Source organism: Buttiauxella sp. BIGb0552, assembly GCF_004366275.1.
GTDB lineage: Bacteria > Pseudomonadota > Gammaproteobacteria > Enterobacterales > Enterobacteriaceae > Buttiauxella > Buttiauxella gaviniae.
Map to the genome: position 1 here is coordinate 25,046 of NZ_SODY01000008.1, position 26,992 is coordinate 52,037.

Below are 26,992 nucleotides of genomic sequence, written 5' to 3' on the forward strand. Positions count from 1 at the left end.
TTGTTATGCGTTCTTCCTAACCTATTCTCTCTAAAACCGAGAGAAATCATTGAAAAGTGCAAGCCCCATCAACAGCACCAGCAATATAGAGCCAATGCGGTAACTAAAGTCTTGAACTCGCTCGGAAACCGGCCCACCCTTTAGCTTTTCAATCGCCAAAAAGAGCAGATGCCCCCCGTCCAGGACGGGTAACGGAAACAGGTTGATTATCCCCAGATTAACGCTAATCAGCGCCAGGAACATCAGATAGTAAATCAACCCAGATTCCGCTGACATCCCTGCCCCTTGAGCTATAGAGATTGGCCCACTGAGGTTATTCAGTTTGATGTCACCGGTTATTAATTTTCCCAGCATGTTGACTGTAAGCTTCATCAGTTGCCAGGTTTTATCTGTGGCTTCTGCGACAGCAGCAAACGGCCCATACTGGCGTACTGTTTTATACTCATCAGGCAGCGGGATAACTTTTGGTACTACCCCCGCAAACCCTTCAGCCTTCGCTTTACCCGGTTTTGTATCCGGTATCAGCGTTAAAGACAAGAGTGCCCCTTGTCTTTCTATTTCTAGCTCCAGTGGGTGACCTGGATTGTCACGCACCTGACTAACAAATTCTGTCCACTGAGCAAGCGCCGCACCGTTGACTTTAACGATCCTGTCCCCGGCTTGCAAACCCGCTTTGCTCGCTGCGGAATCGGGCTGTACTTCTTGTAATACCGTTTCAATTTGCGGACGGCGAGGTCCGATGCCTAATGAAGTAATCGGATCCTGCTTTTCTGGCTCAAATTGCCAGTGGCGCAAATCAAGCGTTTTCTCACTTTTCAGATTTGAACCTAGTGGTGCCAGCGTAAGATTAACACTGTCATCACCAATCTTTGCCATCAACTCAAGTTGAACCGATTCCCAGTCAGGCGTTTCGATACCATCTATCGCTTTAAGTTCCATGCCTGGTGCAATTTGTGCTTCTGCTGCTATCGAGTTGGGCATTACTTCACCAACAACCGGACGAACACCAGGGACACCGATGATAAACACCAGCCAGTAGGCAAACACAGCGAAGATAAAGTTAGCAATAGGACCGGCTGCAATAATTGCAGCGCGTTGAGAAACGGTTTTGTTATTAAAGGCCTGATGGCGTAGTTCGGGCGTAACCGGCTCAACACGCTCATCAAGCATTTTGACATAACCACCCAGTGGGATCAGGGCGATTACAAATTCGGTACCGTGGCGATCGGAACGACGCCAGAGCGCTTTACCAAAACCAATGGAAAAGCGCTCTACTTTGACACCACAGCGGCGAGCAACCCAGAAATGGCCGAACTCATGCACGGTAATTAATACACCCAGTGCGACAATAAACGCAGCCAAATTCCAGAGTAAGCTCAGCATATAACCTTCCGTTAAATCGTCCTGAATACCAGCAATAACAGACAGGCAAATACCGGTACTGCTGCTGTGAGGCTATCAATGCGGTCAAGGATACCACCATGACCGGGGATCAGGTGACCGCTATCTTTAATCCCTGCTTCACGCTTAAACATACTTTCGGTTAAATCGCCCAATACTGAAGCAAGAGCGGCAATAACCGAACAGGTCAACAGAATAGCCGGTGACACATCCAGATTCGCCCACATGCCGAACAGCACGGAGATAATCGCAGAAGTGAACAACCCACCAAAGAAGCCCTGCCAGGTTTTACCCGGAGACACTTTCGGCGCTAATTTGTGTTTGCCAAACATTTTGCCAAACATATAAGCACCGGAGTCTGCACCCCAGACCAGAACCATCACATACAACAGCCAGATTGAGCCAGTGTAGTGGTTAATATCGTAATGCCAGTTACGTAATACAATCATGCCCCAGAAAAACGGCACAATCGTTAATACGCCAAACAATAGACGCAACGTTTTTGAGTTGCGCCAGATTGATGCAGAACCCGGATAAAACAACACCAGTAACAGCGCGGCAAACCACCAGGCAAGTGATGCCCATAGCGAAGCCTCAATCAACGGAATATGAACCGTACGCTGGTATTCGGGTAATGCATAAAGCATTAATGCCAGTAACAGACCACACAATACAGCAAGCCATACACGTTGAGAACGTGCTTTAAAACCTGCCAATTGTCCCCATTCCCAGGCTGCCAGCATACATACCACGAGGGTTGTAATAGCAAATCCTACTGGTGGAAGCCAGAATAACGCGGCAATAACCACCGGGATTAAAATAAACGCAGAAAGCAGGCGATACTTCAGCAAAAGTGACCCCCAACAGGCTTACTCACTACCAGGTGCTGTGCCGCCAAAACGACGCTCTCGATTTGCAAAAGCATTTAGTGCACCTTCAAAGTCTTGTTCATCGAAATCAGGCCAAAGAACATCGGTGAAATAAAGTTCTGCATAGGCAATCTGCCAAATCAGAAAGTTACTAATACGATGCTCTCCCCCTGTCCTAATTACTAAATCTACGGGAGCCAGTTCATTCATGCAGATTTGCTTACTCAGCATCTCTTCATCAATCTGGTCTGGACGTAGTAAGCCTTCTTGCACCTGTTCGGCAAGATGCCGCACACCTTGAATAATATCCCAACGACCGCCATAGTTCGCGGCAATATTGAGAGTCAAACCTGTGTTGGCACTCGTTAAGTCTTCGGCTTTTTTGATACGTTCTTGCAGGCGAGCATTGAATCGGCTGATATCGCCGATAATACGCAAACGGACATTGTGACGATGCAGACTTTTGACTTCACTGTCTAAAGCCCACACAAACAACTCCATTAGTGCGCTAACTTCTTGAGCTGGACGATTCCAGTTTTCACTACTAAAAGCATAGAGCGTAAGTGCATCTATACCATTATTTGCCGCAAAACTTACCGCCCGGCGAACAGATTTCGCCCCAGCCTTATGGCCGGAAACCCTCATCTTCCCTTGTCGTTTCGCCCAGCGACCGTTGCCATCCATAATAATGGCAACATGGCGCGCGCCATGTTCGGATTGTGTTTCGCTTAATTGTTGGTTTGCAGACAACATAACGCGTAATTATTCCCAGATAAGGATTAAGCGGTACTCAGAATGATCTCAGCTTTTACATAAAAAAGCCGTGCTATAACACGGCTTACCAATCTTTCAGTCAGTTATTCCTGGCCGAAAGATGGCGCAGACTATATCACTGAAGCACAAAGCTAACAAATAGAGGCATATCAGCTGAATAAATAATCATCGAGAAGCGATGCGCGTCACCAAACCTCGGGCAACCTCGCGTGCTTTCGCATCAACAGCAAGAACCTCTTCCACACTCTTCGGCTCAGTCAATTCAACACTATCAAGGACGGCACGATTTAAGGAAGCAATGTCTGTAAAACGTAGCTGTTGTTGCAAGAAAGCCTCAACCACAATTTCATTTGCTGCGTTCAGTACGGTCGTTGCAGCCTGTCCTTGCTCAAATGCTTCCATCGCAAGCTTCAGACAAGGATAGCGATGATAGTCCGGTTCCATAAAGGTGAAAGTGCCGATTTTACAAAAATCGAGCGGTTCAACACCTGACTGCACGCGCTCAGGAAATGCCATGGCGTGCGCGATAGGCGTGCGCATATCTGGAGCGCCTAACTGCGCCAGCACACTACCATCACGATAACGAACCATCGAGTGGATAACCGACTGCGGATGTATCAGTACTTCCATTTGTTTAGCTGAAGCATTGAATAGCCAACGAGCTTCAATGTATTCGAGACCTTTGTTCATCATGGTGGCCGAGTCGACTGAGATTTTACGCCCCATCGACCAGTTCGGATGGCTACAAGCCTGGTCCGGAGTCATTACTGTCAGTTCACCTAACGGCGTCTCACGGAATGGGCCACCTGATCCGGTAAGAATAATCGACGAAACGCCATTACCCTCAAGTTCAGCGTACCCGAGGTTTTGCTGAATTGTTTCCGGTAAACTCTGAAAAATTGCGTTGTGTTCGCTGTCGATAGGCAGAAGCTGTGCGTGGCTTCGTTGTACAGCATCCATAAACAGACGCCCACAAGTCACCAGTGCTTCTTTATTTGCCAGCAAAACTTGCTTACCCGCCGCAATCGCCGCAAGCGTGGGTAACAGACCTGCTGCCCCAACAATAGCTGCCATAACCTGATTCACTTCGTCCAGCGCAGCCATTTCACAAGCCGCCTGCTGCCCCGCCAGAACTTCAGTGCGACTCCCCTGCTCTTTGAGCAAACGGCGTAACTCACCGGCAGAGACTTCATCATCCATTACTGCCCAGCGAGGCTTGAACTCCAGGCACTGCTCAGCCATGCGCGCGACATTTTTCCCGGCAACCAGGGCCGTGACGGAAAACTTATCAGGATTATGACGAACAACGCTGAGGGTACTGGTACCGATAGATCCGGTAGAGCCAAGAATGGTCAGTTGCTTCATGGGACGCTCTGGAGTTTTAGTATGAATAATCAAATAAAAAACGCCGTAGACAATAATCGTGGCATGAGCCACGGCTTGCATACGGCGTTTGATCCGTCATCTCAACGGATTAGAACTGCATCAACTCAGCTTCTTTCTCAGCAAGTGCAGCATCTACTTTCTTGATAGCAGCATCAGTCATTTTCTGAACGTCGTCCTGAGAACGGCGATCGTCATCTTCACTGATTTCTTTATCTTTCAGCAGCGCTTTAACTTTGTCGTTAGCATCACGGCGAACGTTACGAACCGCCACGCGTGCGCCTTCAGCTTCGCCACGTACAATTTTGATCAGATCTTTACGGCGTTCTTCAGTCAGTGCAGGTAGTGGAACACGAATGTCAGTACCAGCAGAGCTTGGGTTCAGACCGAGGTCGGAAGTCATGATCGCTTTCTCAACGGCCTGGCTCAATGAGCGGTCAAACACGTTGATCTTCAGTGTGCGAGAATCTTCAACCGTTACGCTTGCCAATTGGCGCAGTGGAGTCGGGGTGCCGTAATACTCCACAATGATGCCGTCCAGCAGAGATGGAGAGGCGCGGCCGGTGCGGATTTTACTGATTTGGGTTTTGAACGCTTCTACGCATTTTTCCATACGCACTTCGGCATCTTTTCTGATATCGCTAATCACGTTACGAATCCTTGAAAACTGGTTTAGGGCAGACCACACTTCACGCCGCTATGCAGACGCTGCGAGCTAAGTATAGCCCTGTTTATTCATGGCGCCCGTTGGGGTTGCCTGTTAACACTATCTGAAACTGAATCTTACCCTGATTAAGCATCGACTGAAATTACTCAGTGATCAATGTGCCTTCTTTTTCACCCATGACCACACGGCGAAGCGCACCAGGTTTGTTCATATTGAAAACACGAATCGGTATTTTGTGATCGCGGGCCAGCGTAAACGCCGCCAAATCCATCACTTTCAGTTCTTTTTCCAGTACTTCGGTATAGGTCAATTGCTCACAAAGCGTGGCGGTAGGATCTTGAACCGGATCCGCAGTAAACACGCCATCTACTTTCGTGGCTTTCAGTACTACGTCCGCTTCAATCTCAATACCACGCAAACACGCAGCAGAGTCAGTAGTAAAGAACGGATTACCGGTACCAGCTGCCAGGATAACTACGCGGTTATTGCGCAGCAAGCTGATAGCTTCTGCCCAGCTGTAGTTATCACATACGCCATTCAATGGAATAGCAGACATCAGGCGGGCGTTCACATAGGCGCGATGAAGCGCATCACGCATTGCCAGGCCGTTCATTACGGTTGCCAGCATGCCCATGTGGTCGCCCACAACACGGTTCATACCGGCTTTTGCCAGGCCTGCACCGCGGAATAAGTTGCCACCACCAATCACCACCCCGACCTGAATACCCAATTCAACCAGCTCTTTAATTTCCTGAGCCATACGATCAAGGATGCTTGCATCAATACCGAAGCCTTCGGTACCTTGCAGCGCTTCGCCGCTTAGCTTGAGCAGAATGCGTTTGTAGACAGGTTTTGCATTGGTAGCCATGATTCTTTCCTGGGAACAGTCAACGAATGGGGATGGTAAATTCAGACGACATAATGTCGCATATCAACAAGATCTGTATCAGAGCAGGCTGATTTTTAAAGCCAGATAAAAAGGAACCGCCAATTGGCGGCTCCCTTTAAAAATTAAGACTGCTTGGACATTGCAGCAACTTCTGCTGCGAAGTCAGTCTCAACTTTCTGGATGCCTTCGCCCACTTCAAAGCGGATGAAGCCAGTTACGTCAGCATTGTGCTCTTTCAGCAACTGACCAACAGTTTTGCTTGGCTCGATAACGAAAGGCTGACCAGTCAGAGAAACTTCACCGGTGAATTTCTTCATGCGGCCTTCAACCATTTTCTCTGCGATTTCTTTCGGCTTGCCAGACTGCATAGCGATGTCCAGCTGAACCTGGTACTCTTTCTCAACAACTTCAGCAGACACGTCTTCTGGCTTAACGAATTCTGGCTTGCTTGCAGCAACGTGCATAGCGATTTGCTTAACCAGCTCTTCGTCAGCGCCTTTAGCTGCAACAACAACACCGATGCGAGCACCGTGCAGGTAGCTACCCAGAACATCACCTTCCAGAACAGCAACACGACGAATGTTGATGTTCTCACCGATTTTAGCAACCAGTGCAACACGCTCTTCTTCGAACTGTGCTTTCAGTACTTCGATGTCAGTAACTTTGCCTGCAGCAGCAGCGTCCAGCACTTTGTCAGCAAATGCCTGGAAACCACCATCTTTAGCAACGAAGTCAGTCTGGCAGTTAACTTCCAGAATCACAGCGTAGCCGTCTGCGATCTTAGTTTTGATCACGCCGTCAGCAGCTACGTTGCCTGCTTTCTTAGCTGCTTTGATCGCACCAGACTTACGCATGTTTTCGATTGCCAGCTCGATGTCGCCATTAGCTTCAGTCAGTGACTTTTTGCAATCCATCATGCCTGCGCCAGTACGTTCACGCAGTTCTTTTACCAGAGCAGCAGTAATATCAGCCATTCTAAAATCCTCGGTTATCTCGTAGAGAGAGATAAGCCCTGGTCCACGAAATAGACGAACCCTGGCTCAAAATAAAAAGGGGGCCTGAGACAGGCCCCCTAACCAAACTATTCAATACCTGGTTAATAAGAGCTCAAATAAGAGCGAACCTTATTATTCAGCTTCTACGAAGCTTTCTTCTGCCTGAGAAGCCAGATCCTGAGAGCGGCCTTCACGAACGGTAGCAGCTACAGCACCCAGATACAGGGTTACAGCACGGATTGCATCGTCGTTACCAGGGATAACGAAATCAACGCCATCTGGATCGGAGTTAGTATCAACGATAGAGAATACTGGGATACCCAGGTTGTTCGCTTCTTTGATTGCAATGTGTTCGTGATCAGCGTCGATTACAAACAGTGCATCCGGCAAGCCGCCCATGTCTTTGATACCGCCGAGGCTGTTTTCTAACTTAATCAGCTCACGGGTACGCATCAGCGCTTCTTTCTTGGTCAGTTTGTCGAAGGTACCGTCCTGAGACTGGATTTCCAGGTCTTTCAGACGTTTGATGGACTGACGAACAGTTTTCCAGTTAGTCAGCATACCGCCCAACCAGCGATGGTTCACGAAGAACTGATCGCAGCTCAGAGCAGCTTCTTTTACTGGTTCGCTTGCAGCACGCTTAGTACCAACGAAAAGGATTTTGCCTTTACGAGAAGAAATCTTGCTCAGTTCAGCCAAAGCTTCGTTGAACATAGGTACAGTTTTTTCAAGGTTGATGATGTGAACTTTGTTACGAGCGCCGAAGATGAAAGGCTTCATTTTCGGGTTCCAGTAACGGGTTTGGTGACCGAAGTGAACACCAGCCTTGAGCATGTCGCGCATGGAAACAGTTGCCATGATTAAAACCTCTATATAAAAGTATGGGGTTAAGCCTCCACGTATCCCATATTACCGACCCCTAAGGGCACCCCGGAATATGTGTCGATACGTGTGTGTTATTTACACAAAGTGAGAGTGTTGGCCGTATCCGAAAAATCGGAATACAAGTCCGGCGCGCTTTATACCATAAAACAGACCCGGACTCCAATAGTTGTTAGTGGATAGTGCGCACACCGATTCTCGATTTGGCACCGATCGTAGGCCCTGATACCATTACCCCACTACTGCTCAATTATTGTCGATAACGACGACACCTGCGGATCGAATGAATGGCTATCTCAATTAAAACACCTGAAGAAATCGAAAAAATGCGCGTTGCGGGCCGCCTTGCCGCTGAAGTGCTGGAAATGATTGAATCCCACGTACGACCGGGCATTTCCACTGGCGAACTGGACCGTATTTGTAACGATTACATTGTTAACCAACAGCAAGCGGTTTCCGCGTGCCTTGGCTACCATGGCTTCCCGAAATCCGTGTGCATCTCCATTAATGAAGTGGTCTGCCACGGTATTCCTGATGACGCTAAACTCCTGAAAGATGGTGACATCGTCAACATCGACGTTACCGTTATCAAAGATGAATACCACGGCGACACCTCAAAAATGTTCATCGTTGGCAAACCGACCATTCTGGGTGAGCGTCTGTGCCGCGTGACTCAAGAAAGCCTGTATTTGTCTCTTCGCATGGTAAAACCAGGTATTCGCCTGCGCACTCTGGGTGCAGCCATTCAGAAGTTCGTTGAAGCTGAAGGTTTTTCTGTGGTTCGCGAATACTGTGGGCACGGTATTGGCCGCGTATTCCACGAAGAACCGCAAGTGCTGCATTACGATGCTGATGACGGTGGCGTGGTGCTGCAACCGGGCATGACTTTCACTATCGAGCCGATGGTGAACTCCGGCGATTACCGCATTCGCACCATGAAAGACGGCTGGACGGTGAAAACCAAAGATCGCAGCTTGTCTGCACAATACGAGCATACTATTGTGGTGACAGATAACGGCTGCGAAATTCTCACCTTACGCAAAGATGACACCATCCCCGCGGTGATTTCGCATAACGACTGATTGCCTGGCGAAAGTCAGCAATCGAAGCCGGCTTATGCCGGCTTTTTTTATGGATGGCGACATGACACCGAGCTTACCCGAGCAGTACGCAACCACAGTGCTTCCTGAGATTTCCGGGCAACCTGAATACCCTGTCAACTGGACAGACTCAGAGCTTAATTGCGCCGAAATCAAAGCCCGCCTCGACACTTTCCAGCAGTGGTTGGGGACAGCATTTGACGACGGTATTTCCGCCGAAAAACTTATCGATGCCCGCACCGAGTTTATCGACCAGTTACTGCAACGGTTGTGGGTAAACTACGGTTTTGGTGATGTCGCTGAAACCGCGCTCGTCGCGGTGGGTGGTTACGGGCGCGGTGAACTTCATCCGTTATCTGATATTGATTTGCTGATACTCAGCCGTAAACGTCTGAGCGAGCCGCAATCCCAGAAAATCGGTGAACTTCTCACTCTGTTGTGGGACGTAAAGTTAGAAGTCGGCCACAGCGTACGCACGCTTGAAGAGTGCCTGCTCGAAGGCCTGTCTGATTTAACAGTTGCCACCAACCTGATTGAGTCACGCTTACTGATTGGCGATGTCGCACTCTTCCTTGAACTGCAAAAACACATTTTCAGCGACGGTTTCTGGCCATCTGCCAAGTTCTTTGCCGCAAAAATTGATGAGCAAAATGTTCGTCATCAGCGTTACCACGGCACAAGTTATAACCTCGAGCCAGATATCAAAAGCAGCCCCGGCGGTTTGCGTGACATCCATACGCTGCAATGGGTCGCGCGTCGCCATTTTGGTGCCACGTCCATGAGTGAAATGGTCGGCTTTGGTTTTTTAACCGAAGCAGAAAGAAATGAACTGGATGAGTGCCAACACTTGCTGTGGCGTATTCGCTTCGCTTTACATCTCGAAGTAAATCGCTATGACAACCGTTTGTTATTCGACAGGCAGCTCAGCGTTGCTCAACGTCTGGATTACAACGGTGAAGGCAATCAGCCGGTCGAACACATGATGAAAGATTTCTATCGTGTGACCCGTCGCGTCGGTGAGCTTAACCAAATGCTGTTGCAGTTGTTTGATGAAGCGATTCTTGCGTTAGATGCCAGCGAAAAACCGCGCCCACTTGATGATGACTTCCAGTTACGCGGCACTCTGATTGATCTGCGTGACGAAACGCTATTTATGCGTGAACCGCAGGCTATTTTGCGTATGTTTTACATGATGGTGCGTAACCGTGACATCACCGGAATTTACTCAACCACCCTACGCCATTTGCGTCATGCGCGTCGCCATTTAGTACAGCCGCTTTGCTACATTCCGGAAGCGCGCGAGCTGTTCCTCACGATATTGCGCCACCCCGGTGCCGTGAGCCGCGCCTTATTGCCAATGCACCGCCACAGCGTGTTGTGGGCATATATGCCGCAGTGGTCGCATATCGTCGGGCAGATGCAGTTTGACCTGTTCCATGCGTATACGGTGGATGAACACACTATTCGCGTGCTGCAAAAACTGGAAAGCTTCGCGAAAGAAGAAACCCGTCCGAAGCATCCATTATGTGTCGATCTCTGGCCGCGCCTGTCGCATCCAGAGCTTATCTTGATTGCAGCCCTGTTCCATGACATCGCCAAAGGCCGTGGCGGGGATCACTCGGTTCTGGGCGCGGAGGACGTTATAAAGTTTGCCGAACTGCACGGGTTGAACTCTCGCGAGACGCAACTTGTCGCGTGGCTGGTGCGCCAACATTTGCTGATGTCAGTCACCGCGCAGCGTCGTGATATCCAGGACCCGGAAGTGATTAAGCAGTTTGCTGAAGAAGTGCAGACTGAAAACCGCCTGCGTTACCTGGTTTGCCTGACCGTCGCTGATATCTGTGCGACCAACGAAACCTTATGGAATAGCTGGAAACAGAGTCTGTTGCGGGAACTCTATTTCGCCACAGAAAAACAGCTGCGTCGTGGGATGCAAAACAGCCCGGATATGCGTGAGCGTGTACGCCACCATCAACTTCAGGCGCTGGCGTTACTGCGTATGGATAACATCAACGAAGAGGCGCTGCACAATATCTGGCGCCGCTGTCGGGCCAACTATTTTGTTCGCCACACGCCAAACCAAATTGCATGGCATGCGCGACACTTGCTGAAGCACGACCTCAGCAAACCGATGATTTTGCTTAGCCCACAGGCAACACGTGGTGGTACCGAAATCTTCATCTGGAGCCCTGATCGCCCTCACCTGTTCGCCGCTGTTTGTGCCGAGCTGGACAGGCGCAACCTGAGCGTTCATGACGCACAAATATTTACTACGCGCGACGGCATGGCAATGGACACCTTTATTGTGCTGGAGCCGGATGGCAGCCCGCTTTCCGCCGACAGGCACGAACTCATCCGCCACAGTATTGAACAGGCTATTACGCAGGCCAGCTGGCAGACGCCTCAACCGCGCCGCCAGTCCGCCAAACTGCGCCACTTTACCGTCGATACCGAAGTCAATTTCCTGCCTACTCATACTGACAGGCGCACATTCCTGGAACTGATTGCGTTGGATCAGCCAGGCTTACTGGCGCGGGTAGGTGAAGTGTTTGCTGACCTCGGAATTTCACTTTACGGGGCGAGAATTACGACAATTGGCGAGCGAGTAGAAGATTTATTTATAATAGCTACCGCTGATCGGCGTGCTCTTAATAATGAGTTGCAAGAGGAAGTACAGCAACGGTTGACAGCAGCCCTTAATCCAAACGATAAATAACAGTCTGTTAATTTCGTCACAATCAGGAAAATGTTCACAATGCCAATGCAGCAGCTACAAAACGTAATTGAAACCGCTTTCGAGCGCCGCGCCGAAATCACTCCGGCAAATGCTGATACCGTCACTCGTGAAGCGGTAAACCAGGTCATCTCCCTGCTCGACAGCGGTGCGCTGCGCGTTGCCGAAAAAATTGATGGCCAGTGGGTTACCCACCAATGGCTGAAGAAAGCCGTTCTGCTTTCTTTCCGTATCAATGACAACCAAGTTATTGATGGCGCAGAAAGCCGTTACTTCGACAAAGTGCCGATGAAATTCGCCAACTATGACGAAGCACGTTTCCAGAAAGAAGGTTTCCGCGTTGTGCCGCCAGCGGCCGTTCGCCAGGGTGCATACATCGCACGTAATACCGTTCTGATGCCTTCTTACGTTAACATCGGCGCTTATGTTGATGAAGGCTCTATGGTTGATACCTGGGCAACTGTCGGTTCTTGTGCGCAGATTGGTAAAAACGTTCACCTGTCTGGTGGCGTAGGCATCGGTGGCGTTCTGGAGCCATTACAGGCTAACCCAACTATCATTGAAGATAACTGCTTCATCGGCGCGCGTTCAGAAGTTGTGGAAGGCGTTATCGTTGAAGAAGGTTCTGTGATTTCCATGGGCGTTTACATCGGCCAAAGCACGCGCATTTATGACCGTGAAACTGGTGAAGTACATTACGGCCGCGTGCCAGCAGGTTCCGTGGTCGTTTCCGGTAACCTGCCATCTAAAGATGGTAAGTACAGCCTGTACTGTGCAGTTATCGTGAAAAAAGTCGACGCGAAAACTCGCGGCAAAGTTGGAATCAACGAGCTGCTTCGCACTATCGACTAATAAAATATGCAAAAGGCGGGCTCTCCCGCCTTTTTAGCATTTAGGGCTAGCGGAAAAGGATTTTTCCGTTAATTATCTTGATATTGCTGATATCGAAAAAGGTAACACTATGTACGATAACTTGAAAAGTCTGGGTATTACCAATCCTGATGAGATCGATCGTTACAGCCTCCGGCAGGAAGCCAATAACGATATCCTGAAAATCTATTTCCAGAAGGATAAAGGCGAGTTTTTCGCTAAAAGCGTGAAGTTTAAATACCCACGCCAGCGCAAAACTGTCGTTGCCGATGGCGTCGGTCAGGGTTACAAAGAAGTGCAGGAAATCAGCCCGAATCTGCGCTATGTAATTGATGAATTAGATCAACTTTGCCAACGAGATCGCACTGAAGTGGATCTGAAACGCAAAATCCTCGACGATCTTCGCCATCTGGAATCTGTAGTTGCTCACAAGATCAGTGAAATTGAATCCGATCTTGAAAAGTTAACCCGCGGTAAATAATGCAAAAGGGCCGGAATCTCCGGCCCTTTTATTATCTTTGCTCATCCAGTTGCAACGCCACATACAGCAGCAATCTATCGTCAAAATTTCCTAAATCTAACCCTGTTAATTCCGAAATACGGTTAAGTCGGTACTCGAGCGTATTACGATGAATAAACAATGCCTTAGACGTTGCCAGTGGCTGCACGTTATGGCGGAACCACGCGCTTAACGTTCGGCGCAGCAGCCCGTTGTTATCCATTGATTTCAGGCGAGCTAAAGGGCGAGCCAATTCATTCGCCTGCCATCCGCCACGCAAACTATCCAGCAGCACCGGCAACATCAAATCCTGGTAAAAATAGCCCCGGCTTTCTGGCATACGCTGTTTGCCGACCATCATGGTAGTGCGAGCGGTTCGATACGAGCGCGCAATACTACCAGACCCGGTAAAATAGTTGCCCAGCGCGACACGAAAGCGTAGCTGACCATTTTCTTTCATACGGTTGATTAGCTGCTCTACCCGCTTGCGGTGATCTTCTGCATCCCAACGGCCAAAAGGATTTAGCGCAGGTTTTAGCACCACCATTTCAGTTAACGACACAATGGCTATTAAATTATTCCGCTCAGGTGTCGTCAGTGCAGTTTGCAGCTGCTGTAACTCTTCCATAGCGCTTTCCACGCCAAGCTGCCCACTATCGACTTCCACAACAGCGACCACTCGAGGTTGATTCAGATCGATACCCAAACGTTGTGCCCATTCGCTCAAAGCCGGTGTCTGTTCTTCAGCCTGAATCAAATTCATCACTAACTCTTCACGCAGACGAGTGTCTTGTGCCAGCAAGTGCATCAGACGAGATTGTTCAAGCATCATCTCCGCCGTCATACACACCAGCTCACCGTACTTACGCAGCGAGCCAGGTTCCCCTGTCAGACCGATAACACCGACAATTTCACCTTCGATGCGCAGTGGCAGGTTTATCCCTTGACGCACGCCGTGCAGATGCCGGGCTACGGCATCATCAATATCAACCACACGCCCCTGGGAGAGCACCAGCAATGCACCTTCGTGCAATTCACCAATACGTTCTTTATCACCACTACCAATGATTCGCCCACGCGCATCCATCACGTTTATGTTGGTATCAATAATGGTCATGGTGCGCGCCACAATGTCCTGCGCCATTTTGGTATCAAGGTGCCAGCCAGCCATGTGTCCTCCTGAGTCGTGCTAATGGCCTAGCATAGGCGAGATGGATCGCCTCAGCATTGTGCGAATGCACAAAGCACCGATGAAGAGTATGGAGTTGTGGTAAGGCTCACAAAAAAGGGCCGCAATTTGCGGCCCTGATAGTTTAAGGAGAACTTAGTGGCAATTAATTACTGCATCAACAGATAGATGGTGCTGTCGCCACGCTGAATATTAAGCGCCATTACAGACGGTTTGGTGTCCAGAATTTTGCGCAGTTCAGCGATGTTATTTACAACCTGCTGGTTAACACCAATGATAATGTCGCCTTTTTTCAGGCCAATACGTGCAGCAGGGCTATTGCCTTTTACGTTATTGACGATGACACCCTTCTCATCTTTACCGCTGCGGTTGCTCATTTCAGCACCTTCGATACCCGTAAAGATGGTGGCTGAATCAACCTGAGTCTGGCTGCTTTGTTGCAGTTCCAGATTCACTGATACTGGTTTGCCATCACGCAGCAGGCCAAGAGTCAGTTTGCTGCCAACTGGCATAGAACCCACTTCAGCGCGCAAGGCAGCGAAGCTACTAATTGCTTTACCGTTCATGGAAACCACAACGTCACCGGCTTTCACGCCCGCTTTCGCAGCAGAAGAGTTAGGCATAACCTGGCTGACGAATGCACCACGTTGCGCGTCAACTTTCATCGCTTTTGCTAACTCGGAGTTCAGCTCAGTCCCAAGGATACCCAGTTCGCCACGCTTAACTTGACCATACTGCACCATCTGCGCAGTCAGGTTTTTCACCATGTTGCTTGGGATAGCAAAACCGATACCGATGTTGCCACCGTCTGGTGCCAGAATCGCAGTGTTAATCCCGATCAACTCACCATTAAGGTTAACCAGTGCACCACCGGAGTTACCACGGTTGATTGCCGCATCTGTCTGGATAAAGTTCTCATAGTTTTCAATGTTCAGGCCACTACGACCTAAAGCTGAAACAATACCGGAGGTCACGGTTTCGCCCAGACCATATGGGTTACCGATAGCTACGGTGTAATCACCAACGCGCAGTGCGTCGGAGTCGGCCATTTTTATCGCAGTCAGGTTTTTCGGGTCCTGCAACTGCAGCAGTGCGATATCAGAACGTGGATCTTTACCCACCACTTTTGCTTCAAACTTACGTCCATCACTCAGGGAAACCTGAATTTTTGTTGCATTATCAACAACGTGGTTGTTTGTCACCACATAGCCTTTAGCGGCGTCAATAATTACACCAGAACCCAGTGCTGCAAATTTCTGCTGCTGACCGCCGCCCTGAGGGCCTTGGTCCGCCGGGCCACCCTGGCAGAATGGAGAGCTCTGGAATGGAGAGCCTTCCTGACAGAATGGTGAATTATCACCAAAGAACTGCTGGAAGTTACGCCCCATACGCGGCGTATTAACAGTGGTGCTCCCCTCAACGTTAATACTCACTACGGAAGGCATCACTTTTTCCAGCATCGGCGCAAGGCTTGGCATAGGTTGCCCAGCGGTTGCAGGTACAGAAGAAGCGGTCTCTGCCGCAATTGCAGATACAGGACTCAGCGCCAAACCCAGGCTAAGAGCCAGCGCGCTCATTGCTAAAGTTGTTTTTTTCATCGATTTCAGTCTCAAGTTAATAAGTCACGCAAAATTGCTGTGTAGGCCAATATAGAGTGACAATTGAGGCGCTAAGTTCCGCCGATAAGTCACTGGAAAAAGTAAAAATTTATTGTCCGTCTTTACAAAACTCAATGAGCAACTTATTCCACCGCCATCAGGCGCCGATACTCATCCCAGGCGAATAAGTCCGTCATTCCGCTGATATAATCCTGAATTAGACGACAGCGGTAATAATATTCCCATACTGGGAAATCACTGGCTGACGGCGTCAAATCACTGACGGCTTCAATATACGCAAGTCTATGTTTTGTCGATAATTTGTGGAACAATCGAGTTTCAATCGGCAGACGACGTAAACTTTCTTTCTCCACCAGTTCAGCAAAATCCTCAACTGATATATTGAGTAATGGACTGTAAATTTCAAGTAAGCCACTGATAACGCGATAACCTTGTAACTCAAGTTGCTCAACTTCTGGGTGACTAAATACATGTTTAAATGCAACCTGCTTATATAGCTCTAGCAGGCGCGCAAAGGGGCTGTCATCTTCTAGTAGTGCGTGATTGAACTCGCCGCTAAATATATCGCTGATATTATCGATAAAACGTTGAGCGGCATAAGGCACCAACTGATTTAACGTATTGACGCGCAGATACATAAAGAACTGATCTTCGGTACTGCGGCGCATCTGATTTGAACGGGATTTCTCCCAGGCCTCATCCACTACATGCTCAAAAAGATCGCCTTTGCTATGCTCGCCCCAGGCATCACATAAGTGCTGATAAAGTTGTTCAACGCTGAAAATGCGCTTCTCAACCGCATCTTCCAGATCCGCCACACAGTATGAAATATCATCCGCAGCTTCCATTATCCATGTCAGTGGGAAACGGCTGTATTCGCCCAGTTCAAGCTCCGTACGCAAACGGGCAATGTACGACTCTTCAGAAAGATAGAAGCCAGGTTTTTTCATCAGATAAGCGTGGCTTTTTGGCGGCTCGCCAACAAACCAGGCCGGGCGCGTATATTTGAGAATGCAACCAACCTGCGCCCAGGTCAGATTCATACGCAATAGACTATGTACCAGGCGAATGCCCTGCGCATTGCCTTCGAACTGACAAAGATCCTGGCGCACCTTGTGGCGCAAGCCATTCAGTTGATCTTCACCTTCACGCAGGCGTAAAGCTTCAACCCGGCAACGATCGTCGCTGCGCGGCTGGCTTCCGGCATCTGTTGGGAATAAACGCTGGCGGAACCAGTCATTAATAGCTGACTCACCAAAATGACCGAACGGTGGGTTACCGATGTCATGCATCAGGCAGGCCATTTCAACGATGCTTTCAAACGGGCCGGTGAGCTCATGCAGCCCAAAGCGCTCAAGATCCTGCTGCTCCTTCAGGCGGCTCAGCACTTCTTTGGCGATGTAGCGGCCGACTTGCTGAACCTCCATCGAGTGAGTCAAACGTGTGCGAACAGAGGCATTACGCTCCAGAGGGAAAACTTGAGTTTTCTGCTGCAAACGGCGAATTGCCGGAGAGTTAACGATTCTCCCGCGATCGCTTTCAAAAATACGCAGGATTTCATGTTCGTTCTTCAGCCCTTCAGGAGAGCGGAAACGGCGGTGCCAGTTAATTTTCTTACGGAAATCTATTTCACTCATGCCATCTCCTGCGCCTTTTAACAGCGGATTAATTCCTTGATGCCAGCCATGATAGACTATGAAGGTAATTTAACACTTTAGCGAGAATCACTATGAAAGTAGGCATCATTGGTGCAATGGAAGAAGAAGTTACGCTGCTGCGTGACAAAATTGAAAGCCGTCAGACTCTGAAGCTTGCAGGGTGTGAAATTTACACCGGCTCCCTGAATGGCGTTGAAGTAGCTTTGCTGAAATCAGGTATTGGCAAAGTCGCAGCTGCAATGGGTGCAACTCTCCTGCTTGAGCATTGCAAACCAGATGTAGTGATCAACACCGGTTCTGCAGGTGGTCTCGCATCCACACTTAAAGTTGGCGATATCGTGGTTTCTGATGAAGTGCGTTACCACGACGCAGATGTTACCGCTTTTGGCTATGAATATGGCCAATTGCCAGGTTGCCCAGCAGGTTTTGCTGCTGACGCCAAACTGATTGCCGCGGCTGAAGAGTGCATTGCCGAGCTGAACCTGAACGCCGTGCGCGGTTTGGTTGTTAGTGGTGATGCGTTTATTAACGGTTCTGTGGCACTGGCAAAAATCCGCCATAACTTCCCACAGGCGGTTGCTGTGGAAATGGAAGCGACAGCAGTTGCGCACGTTTGCCATAACTTCGGTACCCCGTTTGTCGTGGTGCGCGCGATCTCTGATGTTGCTGATCAGCAATCCCATCTGAGCTTCGAAGAGTTCTTAGCTGTTGCGGCGAAGCAGTCCACGCTGATGGTTGAAAACCTGGTGCAGAAACTGGCTCGTGGTTAATAAGAACTTTTGGCGCGGCATCACCGCGCTACTGTGTTGTCTCCCGGCGTGGCTTAATGCCGCGCCGCGGGTTATCTCATTATCGCCGAGCAATACTGAACTGGCATTTGCGGCTGGTATCACTCCAGTAGCGGTCAGCGCCTGGTCAGACTATCCGGAAGCCGCCAAAAAGCTTGAGCAAGTCTCGAACTGGCAGGGGATGAACCTTGAGCGCATCGTGGCGCTAAAACCTGATGTGGTTCTTGCCTGGCGTGGTGGAAATGCTGAGCGCCAGGTCAACCAACTAAAAGCATTGGGTATTAAAGTTGTCTGGCTTGATCCGGCAACGGTCGAAGGTGTGGTTGCGGCATTGCGTCAATTGAGCCAATACAGCCCGACACCCCAAACGGCCCACAACGCCGCAGATAAACTGGCAAAAGAGTTTGCCGATTTGAAAGCGCACTATTCTCAGCACCCGAAGAAAAAAGTGTTTCTCCAGTTCGGCCAGCAGCCGCTATTTACGTCAGGAAGTGGTTCAATTCAGAACGAAATTCTGGAAGTATGCGCAGGGCAAAATATCTTCGCTGATAGCCGGGTTCCCTGGCCGCAAGTGAGTCGTGAACAGGTGCTAAGCCGCCACCCACAGGCTATTATTATCACCGGCGATGAAACGCAAATCCCTCCGGTTGAACAATTCTGGAATACCCAGCTAAAAATTCCGGTTATTGCAGTGAATGATGACTGGTTTAGTCGCTCAGGCCCACGTATTATCCTCGCCGCAAAACAGCTCTGTGAGGAGCTGGCAGAAAAATAACCTTTTCTATGAGGATAACACCCACATGCTCGTCTATTGGCTGGACATCATTGGCACAGCCGTCTTTGCAATATCCGGCGTACTGCTGGCAGGTAAACTACGTATGGACCCGTTTGGTGTTCTGGTTCTTGGCGTAGTGACCGCAGTTGGCGGCGGAACTATTCGCGATATGGCACTGGATAATGGCCCGGTATTTTGGGTTAAAGACCCAACCGACTTAGTGGTCGCAATGGTCACCTGTATGCTGACTATTGTGTTGATTCGACAACCGCGTCGGCTACCAAAATGGATTTTGCCAGTGCTCGATGCCGTGGGACTTGCGGTGTTTGTCGGTATTGGGGTGAATAAAGCATTTCTGGCGGGCGCAAGCCCACTGATTGCCATCTGCATGGGCGTGTTGACCGGTGTTGGCGGTGGGATTATTCGTGATGTTTTAGCGCGTGAAATCCCGATGATCCTGCGTACCGAAATTTACGCCACGGCGTGTATTGCAGGCGGGATTGTGCATGCCACTGCGTATTACACCTTCCACGTTCCACTGGAACAGGCGAGTATGATTGGCATGGTCGTCACCCTCGCAATCCGTCTGGCGGCCATTCGTTGGCATCTCAAATTGCCGACGTTTGCACTCGATGATAGACAATAGAGAATAAAAAAGCCGGATGACGCTTTCGCTTATCCGGCCTACAAGAATTTTTATAACTAACCATTTAAACCGAATAATTCGAGTTGCAGAAAGTCGACAAAGTCGTAAGTCCCCAGGAACATAGATAACTATGTGACTGGGGCGAACGGGTGCAGTCGACGCATCTGCAGCTTGAAGTATGAAGGTTTAAACGCTGAAGGAGGAACCACACCCGCAGGTGCTTTTCGCATTCGGGTTGGTCACCACAAAGCGTGAGCCTTCCAGACCTTCAGTGTAATCCACCGCACCGCCTACCAGATATTGCAGGCTCATTGGGTCAACTACCAGCGCAACGCCTTGCTTCTCGATAGTCATATCGCCGTCGTTAATCTGATCGTCAAAGGTAAAACCATACTGGAAACCACTGCAACCACCACCGGTGATGTAAACGCGCAGTTTCAAATTCGGGTTCTCTTCATCCGCGATCAGGTTTTTTACTTTATTGGCTGCTGCTTCGGTAAACTGCAACGGCAGCACTGCTACGTCATCACTCATCATTTGCTCCCAACGAAATAAGAAGTCGGGTAAAGTTTAACCCAGCCTTTGGGGGTCATTATCTAATACCCGAGTAAATCGTTCAAGTATTCTCCCCGGCAGGGGTTTGCTGCTCTTTCGCCCGCTGTTCGGCTTCTTGTTTTGCCAACGTGCGCTCAAGAATCGAGGAGTATAGCGGCTTTCCGCCGAGAAATTGTGCCAATAGTGTCGCGCCAAGGCAGGTAATAATCATTGGCAGAATGAGCTGATAATTGTCAGTCATTTCCAGAACCAACACAATCCCGGTCAATGGCGCACGCACTGATGCGGCAAACAACGCCCCCATTCCGGCGATGGCAAATGTCCCAACTTCAAGATGATAGGCCGGGAACCAGGCCGCACTCGCGATACCAAATGCAGTGCCAAGTAATGTACCCAAAGCTAGCATTGGTGCAAAAATCCCGCCAGGCGCACCGGATGCAAAACATAGCAACGTGGTAATCACACGAGCAATAAAGATAAACAGCAGCATGCCAAGGGTGTAATTGCCTGCGGCTGCAATGGGGATCAGATTAAAACCGCCCCCGGCCGCTGCAGGTTGGATAAGACCAAGAATCCCGCAAATACCGCCCAGCAAGCCACCAATAATCACCCATTTTTTCAGATTGCCGCCGTGAAGGCGCTGGAACATATCCTGGGTGCGGAACACCATCGCGTTAAAGAACACGCCGACGATGCCAAATACCATCCCCAACACCAGATACAACCACAGCGTGTTAACCGGCGCGTTAGCCAGTTTGCCGACTTCGATAACCGCATTTTCACCATTAAAAATACGGAACACCACGCTCGACATAATCACGCCGATAAACACGGCTTTTATCGAAATCAGGTTGTAGCGAAATTGCGGGCGCATCTCTTCAATGATGAACAGGATCCCCGCCAGCGGCGCATTGAATGCGGCTGAAAGGCCTGCGGCGGCACCGGTTGCTAACAGCGAATGGCGAGCTTCAGCACCACGCAGGCGGAAAATATCCAGCACCATGCGGCCGATATTCCCACCCAGTTGCACCGTTGGCCCTTCGCGCCCGAGCACCATGCCAGCACCGAGCGTCCCCATCCCGCCGATAAACTTCACCGGAATAACACGCCACCAGCGCACCGGACGCAACTCTTCCAGTGCCCCTTCAATTTCAGGGATACCAGAGCCCCCTGCTTCCGGCGCAAAACGGCGCACCAGATAGTAGCCAATCATTGCCAAAAGCATTGAGCTAATGAATGCCAGCGGCCAGACAATCAGGCTGTGATCAGCCACATGAGCCAGCATTGCCAGGCGATTTTGTTGAACCCAGGTGACCGCTTTTTCAAAAGCGACACCCACCAAACCGGCTAACGTCCCTACTATCGCGGCCATGAAAAGAATAGCGACGGGAGTTTTATCCTGTCGAATTAGGCGACGCACCATGTCGCCCCTGCGTAAGCGCACAACCTGCTGTGCTTCAAAAGAGGGGTGGGAGTGATTCATTAGGCTAATCATTTATTGGTAATACAAATCGAGGGGGCATTCTACTCTCTCGACGCGTTTGGGCAAAACTTTCATAACTTCGAATGTTTCCCTTAGAATAGCGTGTAGTCATTATTTCCACGAATCCACGAATTGGAGCCGATTCATGAGTAAGTCTGAAAACCTGTACGCTGCAGCACGTAAAGTCATTCCTGGTGGAGTTAACTCGCCGGTTCGTGCTTTTACTGGCGTCGGCGGTGTGCCGCTGTTTATCGAACGCGCTGACGGGGCTTACCTGTATGACGCTGACGGCAAAGCCTATATCGATTATGTTGGTTCATGGGGGCCAATGGTTCTCGGTCACAACCACCCGGCAATTCGTAATGCCGTGATTGAGGCGGTTGAACGTGGTTTAAGCTTTGGCGCGCCAACTGAGATGGAAGTAAAAATGGCGGAGCTGGTGACCGACCTGGTTCCAACCATGGACATGGTTCGTATGGTGAACTCAGGCACAGAAGCCACCATGAGCGCCATTCGCCTGGCACGTGGTTTTACCGGTCGCGATAAAATCATCAAATTCGAAGGCTGCTACCACGGCCACGCTGACTGCCTACTGGTGAAAGCCGGTTCTGGCGCACTGACCCTCGGCCAGCCAAACTCACCGGGCGTTCCGGCTGATTTCGCTAAACACACCCTCACCTGCACCTATAACGATCTCGCTTCCGTTCGCGCCGCGTTCGAGCAATATCCGCAAGATATCGCCTGCATTATCGTTGAACCCGTTGCAGGTAACATGAATTGCATCCCACCAAACGATGACTTCCTGCCAGGCCTGCGTGCGCTGTGCGACGAGTTTGGCGCACTGTTTATTATCGACGAAGTCATGACCGGGTTCCGTGTTGCACTGGCGGGCGCACAGTCTTACTACGGGGTGGAGCCTGACTTGACTTGTCTGGGCAAAATCATCGGTGGTGGGATGCCTGTAGGTGCATTCGGCGGTCGTCGTGAAATCATGGATGCGCTGGCGCCAACTGGCCCGGTTTATCAGGCGGGTACGCTTTCCGGTAACCCAATTGCGATGGCGGCAGGTTACGCTTGCCTGACTGAAGTCGCGCAACCGGGCGTTCACCAGACATTGACTGAACTGACCGAAATGCTGGCAAGCGGTTTGCTGCATGCAGCGAAAGAAGAAAACATTCCATTGGTCATGAACAATGTGGGCGGCATGTTTGGTTTGTTCTTCACGGATGCAAAATCTGTGACTTGCTACCAAGATGTGATGGCGTGTGACGTCGAGCGCTTTAAGAAGTTCTTCCACCTGATGCTGGAAGAAGGTGTTTACCTGGCACCATCTGCGTTTGAAGCAGGCTTTATGTCAGTTGCGCATTCGAAAGAAGATATTCAGAAGACTATCGACGCTGCGCGTCGGGTGTTTGCGAAGCTGTAATCGATATGGATAGTGTCGGATGTCGCTTACGCTAATCCGACCTACTAAAAGAAAAGACTGTTGCAGTTGTAGGGTGGATTAGCGCGAGCGACATCCACCATTCATCATCTCGTCTGCTTACGGAGCAAATAGACGAAGTATGGCGCACCGATAAACGTTGCCAGCAAGCCAGCAGGCACCTGATCCGGGAACAGGATCATTCTTCCGCACCAGTCCGCCGCAACCATCAGCATCCCACCTAATAACGCCGATATTATCAGCTGCGGCATTGCACGCCGGAACCCGAGCATACGTGCGATATGTGGTGCCATTAGGCCAACAAAACTCAGCGGGCCGACGGTCATCGTTGCCGCCGCGGTTAAGGTCGCGGCCAGCAAAAGCAGCGCAAAGCGTGATGGTGTCAGAGCCATACCAATCGCGCGCGCAGTTGCCCCACCTAACGGGAGAATCATCAACCAACGGCGACACAGCGGCGTCAGGGCAAACAAAATCACCATCAGGATAAGCGTTCTGACAGCCTGGTCACCGGTAACATTATAGGTTGAACCAGAAATCCACGTCAGAATCCCAGCCATACGTGGATCACCACTCGCCATCAGCAACATCAACAACATGGTAAACGCGGTACTCAGCGCCATCCCGGCGAGTAACATGCGTTGCGGGGAAAAACCGCCACGACTGGCCGTCACCATAATCACCAACAGTGTCACCGCAGCACCCAGGCTACCGGCCGGGAACAACCAACCGAATGCATTTCCAGGTACGATAAACAGCATCACCACCACGCCGAATGCCGCACCGGAACTGATACCTAACACTTCGGGGCTGGCCATCGCATTACCGGTCAGACGCTGGATAACGCTGCCAGCAACCGCCAGCATCATGCCCGCAGTCAGTGCAGCTAATACACGTGGCCAACGCCACTGTAATAACTCATGGAATAACGAACCGCTTACCCAGTTCCAGCCATACGCATCGCGTCCAAGCGTTAGCGCAGTGACAAGAACCAACGCTAACACACCGCTACCAACTAACACCCACCATGCCAGATGCTGGCGCTCGCTCGGAACGTTATCGCCCTGGTTCATCGCTGGTGTGCCAACAGTACGTAAGCGTGGCAGTAACCACAGCAATAACGGCGCTCCAATAAGAGCGGTCACTGTACCGGTTGAAATCTCACGCCACGCGCTGGTCAGCCAGATAACGGATTGATCGGACAGCCACAATATCAACGCGCCAATAAGCGGTGCGAGGAACAAACGCGCAACCAGGCGGCGTGCCCCAAGCATTTTCGCCAGCAACGGCGCGAACAGGCCAATAAAACCAATAATCCCGACTGCATTAACCAACAGCGCACTGATGGCAATCGCCAGTACCAGCGTCGCGAGGCGCACCATGGAAAGTGCCAGCCCCAGGTTACGTGCCACACCATCGTCGAGCCCCATCAGCGTTAGCGGGCGCAACAACAGCAGTGTTAATAACAAACCGCCGACCAGACGTGGCCACAGGCCGTTAACGATGTCCCAGTCTTGTTGGTTTAACGAGCCAGTGCTCCACAGGAACATGTTCTGCAACTGGTCGTGATGGAAAATAGCCAGCAGCTGGTTTACCGCTCCACAGTAAAGGCTCAGTACCAGCCCTGCGAGAATCAGCGTGACCGGAGATAACCGCTTGCCCCAGGCAACGCCAAACACCAGTAAACCCACAACGCCTGCCCCTACCAGAGCGGCAAACTGTTGTGTGGCAAACCCACCGGGCAACGCCCACAGCGTGGCAACCGTGATACCGAGTTGCGCGCCACTTGCCACACCAAGTGTAGTTGGCTCAGCAAGCGGGTTTCGTAACACTTGCTGGAATAGCACACCTACTAATCCAAGCCCTGCCCCAACTAACAAAGAGATAGCAAAGCGCGGTAGCAAACTGTAGTGGAATAACATCTGATTGATGTCATCAATATTGGGCTGCCACCAGGCCGCACTCCACTGCGCAGAAGGCAACTGTGCATTCAGGTTGTGTAACGTCAGCGCGCAGGCAATAACAAACAGCAGGGATAAAAGCAGCGCGGGGAGCAAAGCATAACGATGTTTCACGTCTGGCTCCCTATGGCTTTAGCAAGCGTAGTGGTGAAGTTCATGGCGGAAAGTGTCGCGCCGTAAAGCCATACTGGCGGCACGCGTTGGAAGCGGTTTTGACGAACAAAAGGCATCGAGTTCCACAATGGCGTTGAGGTTACGCGGGCCATTTCAGCATCGTTATTATGATCAAAGCAGATAACATCGGCGTCCTTAACTTCGGCGAGGCGCTCAAGGCCAACGACCGCACTGCCCCAGAAGTTGGTTTCACCTTGCCAGGCATTTTTTACGCCTAGCAAATCCATCACCTGTTGGAACAGGCTGTTTTTGCCAATAACCAGCGCGTGGCGGGAATCTAACAATGTCATCAGCAAAACGGGTTTATCCCCACGGGAAGCAAAGCGGGGTTTCATCTGCTCGATAAATTGATCAAATTTCAGCAGGTGATCGCGTGCTTCCTGCTGCATACCTAATTTTTCACCCAGTTCTGTCAGTGACTGACGAGCAACGGTCAGCGGCTTCCCGGAACCATCGTTGAAACTAAAACCCAAACCCGGCGCGATACGCGACATCTTTTCCGGTGACGGGCCGTAGCCTGCGGAATAGAGAATCAGTGACGGTTTTAATTGGGTCAGCAGTTCGAGATTGGGTTCGGTGCGTAAACCAACTTCGATTATGCCATCGGGCAATTTCGGTTCACCGACCCAAGCCTGATAATTTTTGATATCAGCCATCGCGTAAGGCTTAACGCCCAGCGCCAGCATCAATTCGACAGGTAGCCATTCCAGCGCAACAATTCGTTGCGGATCGATTGCCGCCGCATGAGCGTTGCCCATTTTGAGCAACAGCGGCGAGAGCGCCAGTGCCGTTAACAACTGGCGACGGCTCAGTAAAGGGTTAATCAGCTCACTCATCAGTAAACGAAGCTCACCGGAGCCGCGCCCGCAGGATGTGGCAGAATACCCATTGGGATACCGTAAATCTGTTCCAGCGTTTCGCTTTGCATCAATTCAGCAGGGCTACCCTGGGCAATCATTTCGCCACCGCGCAGCGCTGCAAGGTTGTCGCAATAACGCGCCGCCATATTGATATCGTGCAGAACGGCAATCACCGTCAAACCACGTTCCTGGCTAAGACGATGAATCAGCGCCAGTACATCAACCTGGTGGGCAATATCCAGCGCCGAAGTCGGTTCATCCAGCAACAGGCAACGGCTATCTTGCGCCACCAGCATGGCAATCCACGCGCGCTGGCGTTCGCCGCCAGAAAGACTGTCTACCAGACGATGAGCAAAAGGTTTCAGCCCGACCAAAGTGATGGCCTCGTCAACCAATTCCCTGTCCGCTACGCCAAAACGACCCAACGCGCCGTGCCACGGATAGCGGCCTATCGCCACTAACTCACGCACGGTCATGCCTTCAGCTGCCGGAAGTTGTTGCGGTAAGTACGCGACTTTGCGCGCAAATTCCTTGCTGCTCCAGCTATCCAACGGGTGATTGTTGAGATGAATTTCCCCATCAGAGGGTTTCTGATGGCGGCCAAGCATTTTCAGCAGTGTCGATTTCCCCGAGCCGTTGTGGCCAATCAGGCCTGTGACTTTGCCAACAGGAAAGGTCATCGACAGAGGATGAAGAAGCGTGCGACCGGGTACGCGGAAGGTAACGTCAGTGAGGCTAAACGTGGTATCGGGATGAACAAGTTTGTCCTGCATGGCAGCC

The 26,992-nt window shown here is 50.6% G+C and carries 24 protein-coding genes; 8 read left to right on the top strand and 16 right to left on the bottom strand.

Translation table 11 applies throughout. The features are described from left to right. Positions 1-30: 30 nt before the first annotated feature. The 8 genes from rseP to rpsB all read right to left on the bottom strand — a co-directional run bounded on the left by rseP (position 31) and on the right by rpsB (position 7,836). The gene (gene rseP, locus EDF88_RS20765; protein ID WP_134186988.1) at positions 31-1,383 is read right to left on the bottom strand and encodes a sigma E protease regulator RseP; all 1,353 of its coding nucleotides are present in this window, start codon (positions 1,381-1,383) and stop codon (positions 31-33) included. A gap of 11 nt (positions 1,384-1,394) precedes the next feature. Continuing rightward, a complete protein-coding gene (cdsA, locus tag EDF88_RS20770) occupies positions 1,395-2,252 on the bottom strand; it encodes a phosphatidate cytidylyltransferase (protein ID WP_064516326.1) in 858 nt (285 codons plus the stop codon). Between the two features lie 18 nt (positions 2,253-2,270). Further along, positions 2,271-3,023, bottom strand: a complete 753-nt coding sequence (gene ispU, locus EDF88_RS20775) for a (2E,6E)-farnesyl-diphosphate-specific ditrans,polycis-undecaprenyl-diphosphate synthase (protein WP_064516324.1) — start codon at positions 3,021-3,023, stop codon at positions 2,271-2,273. A gap of 186 nt (positions 3,024-3,209) precedes the next feature. Then, positions 3,210-4,409, bottom strand: coding sequence for a 1-deoxy-D-xylulose-5-phosphate reductoisomerase (gene ispC / locus EDF88_RS20780; protein WP_064516390.1), 1,200 nt, complete (start codon positions 4,407-4,409; stop codon positions 3,210-3,212). A gap of 109 nt (positions 4,410-4,518) precedes the next feature. After that, a complete protein-coding gene (gene frr / locus EDF88_RS20785) occupies positions 4,519-5,076 on the bottom strand; it encodes a ribosome recycling factor (protein ID WP_034460857.1) in 558 nt (185 codons plus the stop codon). Between the two features lie 160 nt (positions 5,077-5,236). Further along, on the bottom strand, positions 5,237-5,962 hold the full coding sequence (gene pyrH, locus EDF88_RS20790; protein WP_064516322.1) for a UMP kinase: 726 nt from the start codon (positions 5,960-5,962) through the stop codon (positions 5,237-5,239). 143 nt (positions 5,963-6,105) lie between these two features. Further along, positions 6,106-6,957 carry a translation elongation factor Ts gene (gene tsf, locus EDF88_RS20795; RefSeq protein ID WP_064516320.1) on the bottom strand — a complete coding sequence of 284 codons (852 nt, stop codon included), beginning with the start codon at positions 6,955-6,957 and terminating at the stop codon, positions 6,106-6,108. A 153-nt stretch (positions 6,958-7,110) separates the two neighbouring features. Beyond that, positions 7,111-7,836 carry a 30S ribosomal protein S2 gene (gene rpsB, locus EDF88_RS20800; RefSeq protein ID WP_064516318.1) on the bottom strand — a complete coding sequence of 242 codons (726 nt, stop codon included), beginning with the start codon at positions 7,834-7,836 and terminating at the stop codon, positions 7,111-7,113. A gap of 311 nt (positions 7,837-8,147) precedes the next feature. Here rpsB and map point away from each other — a divergent pair, with 311 nt between their 5' ends. From map to EDF88_RS20820, 4 genes are all read left to right on the top strand, one after another. Beyond that, entirely contained in the window at positions 8,148-8,942 is a 795-nt protein-coding gene (gene map / locus EDF88_RS20805) for a type I methionyl aminopeptidase (protein ID WP_064516316.1), read from the top strand. Between the two features lie 61 nt (positions 8,943-9,003). Next, positions 9,004-11,676 (top strand): bifunctional uridylyltransferase/uridylyl-removing protein GlnD, encoded by a 2,673-nt coding sequence (gene glnD / locus EDF88_RS20810; RefSeq protein ID WP_064516388.1) that lies wholly within the window; start codon positions 9,004-9,006, stop codon positions 11,674-11,676. A 45-nt stretch (positions 11,677-11,721) separates the two neighbouring features. Then, on the top strand, positions 11,722-12,546 hold the full coding sequence (dapD, locus tag EDF88_RS20815) for a 2,3,4,5-tetrahydropyridine-2,6-dicarboxylate N-succinyltransferase (protein ID WP_034461055.1): 825 nt from the start codon (positions 11,722-11,724) through the stop codon (positions 12,544-12,546). A gap of 109 nt (positions 12,547-12,655) precedes the next feature. Next, positions 12,656-13,045 (top strand): DUF3461 family protein, encoded by a 390-nt coding sequence (locus EDF88_RS20820; RefSeq protein ID WP_034460862.1) that lies wholly within the window; start codon positions 12,656-12,658, stop codon positions 13,043-13,045. A 31-nt stretch (positions 13,046-13,076) separates the two neighbouring features. Here the strand turns inward: EDF88_RS20820 and EDF88_RS20825 are convergent, their stop codons facing one another. The 3 genes from EDF88_RS20825 to dgt form a co-directional block, all read right to left on the bottom strand. Next, a complete protein-coding gene (locus tag EDF88_RS20825) occupies positions 13,077-14,234 on the bottom strand; it encodes a CdaR family transcriptional regulator (protein WP_134186990.1) in 1,158 nt (385 codons plus the stop codon). A gap of 167 nt (positions 14,235-14,401) precedes the next feature. Further along, complete coding sequence (degP, locus tag EDF88_RS20830; protein ID WP_134186992.1) at positions 14,402-15,850, bottom strand: serine endoprotease DegP; 1,449 nt, start codon at positions 15,848-15,850, stop codon at positions 14,402-14,404. Between the two features lie 143 nt (positions 15,851-15,993). Beyond that, the gene (gene dgt, locus EDF88_RS20835; RefSeq protein WP_134186994.1) at positions 15,994-17,508 is read right to left on the bottom strand and encodes a dGTPase; all 1,515 of its coding nucleotides are present in this window, start codon (positions 17,506-17,508) and stop codon (positions 15,994-15,996) included. Between the two features lie 92 nt (positions 17,509-17,600). On the opposite strand from dgt, the gene mtnN reads away from it, so the two are divergent. The 3 genes from mtnN to EDF88_RS20850 are packed head-to-tail and all read left to right on the top strand — an operon-like array spanning position 17,601 to position 19,738. Further along, positions 17,601-18,299 carry a 5'-methylthioadenosine/S-adenosylhomocysteine nucleosidase gene (gene mtnN / locus EDF88_RS20840; RefSeq protein WP_134186996.1) on the top strand — a complete coding sequence of 233 codons (699 nt, stop codon included), beginning with the start codon at positions 17,601-17,603 and terminating at the stop codon, positions 18,297-18,299. Further along, positions 18,292-19,092 carry a vitamin B12 ABC transporter substrate-binding protein BtuF gene (btuF, locus tag EDF88_RS20845; protein WP_166672004.1) on the top strand — a complete coding sequence of 267 codons (801 nt, stop codon included), beginning with the start codon at positions 18,292-18,294 and terminating at the stop codon, positions 19,090-19,092. The genes mtnN and btuF overlap by 8 nt, the downstream gene beginning before the upstream one ends. Positions 19,093-19,117: 25 nt before the next feature. Further along, positions 19,118-19,738 (top strand): TRIC cation channel family protein, encoded by a 621-nt coding sequence (locus tag EDF88_RS20850; RefSeq protein ID WP_064516304.1) that lies wholly within the window; start codon positions 19,118-19,120, stop codon positions 19,736-19,738. Positions 19,739-19,924: 186 nt separating this feature from the next. On the opposite strand, the gene erpA is transcribed toward EDF88_RS20850, so the two are convergent. After that, positions 19,925-20,272, bottom strand: a complete 348-nt coding sequence (gene erpA, locus EDF88_RS20855; RefSeq protein ID WP_034460870.1) for an iron-sulfur cluster insertion protein ErpA — start codon at positions 20,270-20,272, stop codon at positions 19,925-19,927. A gap of 82 nt (positions 20,273-20,354) precedes the next feature. Then, entirely contained in the window at positions 20,355-21,776 is a 1,422-nt protein-coding gene (clcA, locus tag EDF88_RS20860) for a H(+)/Cl(-) exchange transporter ClcA (RefSeq protein WP_134187000.1), read from the bottom strand. A gap of 145 nt (positions 21,777-21,921) precedes the next feature. Here clcA and hemL point away from each other — a divergent pair, with 145 nt between their 5' ends. Continuing rightward, complete coding sequence (hemL, locus tag EDF88_RS20865; RefSeq protein ID WP_134187002.1) at positions 21,922-23,202, top strand: glutamate-1-semialdehyde 2,1-aminomutase; 1,281 nt, start codon at positions 21,922-21,924, stop codon at positions 23,200-23,202. A 104-nt stretch (positions 23,203-23,306) separates the two neighbouring features. On the opposite strand, the gene fhuB is transcribed toward hemL, so the two are convergent. Genes fhuB through fhuC form a run of 3 tightly spaced genes read right to left on the bottom strand, consistent with a single transcriptional unit; the run spans position 23,307 to position 26,985 of the window. After that, positions 23,307-25,292 (bottom strand): Fe(3+)-hydroxamate ABC transporter permease FhuB, encoded by a 1,986-nt coding sequence (gene fhuB, locus EDF88_RS20870; protein ID WP_134187004.1) that lies wholly within the window; start codon positions 25,290-25,292, stop codon positions 23,307-23,309. Beyond that, positions 25,289-26,188: a Fe(3+)-hydroxamate ABC transporter substrate-binding protein FhuD gene (gene fhuD / locus EDF88_RS20875; RefSeq protein WP_134187006.1), complete on the bottom strand. Its 900-nt coding sequence runs from the start codon at positions 26,186-26,188 to the stop codon at positions 25,289-25,291. The genes fhuB and fhuD overlap by 4 nt, the downstream gene beginning before the upstream one ends. After that, the gene (fhuC, locus tag EDF88_RS20880; RefSeq protein WP_064556786.1) at positions 26,188-26,985 is read right to left on the bottom strand and encodes a Fe3+-hydroxamate ABC transporter ATP-binding protein FhuC; all 798 of its coding nucleotides are present in this window, start codon (positions 26,983-26,985) and stop codon (positions 26,188-26,190) included. Before fhuC ends, fhuD begins: the two co-directional genes overlap by 1 nt. Between the last annotated feature and the right edge of the window lie 7 nt (positions 26,986-26,992).